This window comes from Clavibacter sp. MX14-G9D, assembly GCF_032917815.1.
In the GTDB taxonomy this organism is placed as follows: Bacteria; Actinomycetota; Actinomycetes; order Actinomycetales; family Microbacteriaceae; genus Clavibacter; species Clavibacter michiganensis_K.
Map to the genome: position 1 here is coordinate 1 of NZ_JAVCVL010000360.1, position 1,411 is coordinate 1,411.

Sequence of the window (1,411 nt, forward strand, 5' to 3'; positions counted from 1 at the left end):
GTACGGCGGGGGGGGGCGATCACGCGGCGCGCCCGCGGGTCGGGGGAGTGCCGGCCGGCGACGGGACGCGGGAGGAGCCGGAGCGCGGCGCCGGGGTCACCGCGACCGCCCGTGGCCGTCCTGCGTGTGCACCTTGAGGTACACGAACGTCTCGGTGCTCACGACGCCCTCCAGGCCCCGGATGCGCGCGTTGAGGAGCTCCACGAGCTCCTCGTCGTCCTCGCAGACCACCTCGGCCAGGAGGTCGAAGGTGCCGGCGGTCATGACGACGTAGTCGACCGCGGGGATGGCGGCGAGGGCGTCCGCCACGATGCGCACGTCGCCGCTCACGGTGACGCCGATCATGGCCTGGCGGGTGAGGCCGAGCTGCTGCGGGTCGGTGAGGGCGACGATGCGGATGACGCCGGCGTCCGTCAGCTTCTGCACGCGCTGGCGGACGGCGGCCTCGCTCAACCCGACCGCCTTGCCGATCTCCGCGTACGAGCGCCGGCCGTCCTCGCGGAGCTGGTCGACGATGGAGCGGGAGATGGCGTCCACGGGGAGCCCCCGGGCGGAGGGGCGCTGCGGGGTGCTCATCGTCCGAGCATGGCAGTCCGGAGGGGGCCGGGCAACCGGATCCGCGGCCGCCCGCGCCCCGAGCGGTGCAGATGCCCCTCCGAGCGGTCCCGGAGGCGGCGTGATCCGGTGGCCGCGCACCCCTCGGCCGGGGCACGCGCGCGCGGTAGCATCGTGATCAGCGCGTCCGGCCGCCCGAGGCCCGTCGCCGACCGCCCGACCGGGCGCCGATCCTCGATGGAGCCGATGACGTGAGCGAGGGCTCCCACCGATCCGCTCCCGCCCGCGCGGGCTCCCCGGGCCTCGCGGTCATCACCCCGCGCGCCGTCGTCGTGCTGCCCGCGGGAGCTCCCGCGCGGGTCGTGGAGGACGTCTGGCGGATCCTCGCGAGCCCGTCCGTGCAGGCGGAGTCGATCGTCGCGGCGCTGCCGCTCCGCGGCCCGGACGAGGTGCCCTCCTTCGCCGTGCTCGTGCACGAGGGCGGCGATGCCGCCGGGGTGCGCCTCCAAGCGGTCCTCCGCGGCGACGCGGTCGTCGACGTGGAGGCCGGCGACGCCGACGGCCTCCCGGCGGAGCCGCGCCGCGTCGACGCGCGCCAGGCGCAGCCGTTCTACCTGGCCACCCTCGACCGCGTCCGCGCCTACCGCGCCGGCGCCCGACCGCGAGGCTCGCCGGGACGAGGTCCCCGACGCTGCCACGACGCATCCGCTCGCCGCGGACGCGCACGACGGCCCGGACGCCGCCGACCGCGCCACCCCGGAGGACCGGACGTCCGCACCCGCCGACGCGGAGGACCGGTCGACGGCTCCCGAGGACGCCGGGCACCGGTCTCCCGACGCCGACGCCGACGCCGACG

The 1,411-nt window shown here is 77.5% G+C and carries 1 protein-coding gene and 1 pseudogene; one reads left to right on the plus strand and one right to left on the minus strand.

Translation table 11 applies throughout. The annotated features are described in order from the left end of the window. Positions 1-96: 96 nt before the first annotated feature. Entirely contained in the window at positions 97-576 is a 480-nt protein-coding gene (locus Q6969_RS15620; protein ID WP_094115484.1) for an Lrp/AsnC family transcriptional regulator, read from the minus strand. 230 nt (positions 577-806) lie between these two features. Here Q6969_RS15620 and Q6969_RS15625 point away from each other — a divergent pair. After that, positions 807-1,411: pseudogene (locus tag Q6969_RS15625) on the plus strand (FHA domain-containing protein); the annotation flags it as partial.

Bases quoted from the DNA above. Each gene is read 5' to 3' on its own strand.
- Q6969_RS15620 (WP_094115484.1), bottom strand. From the start codon at position 576: ATGAGCACCCCGCAGCGCCCCTCCGCCCGGGGGCTCCCCGTGGACGCC.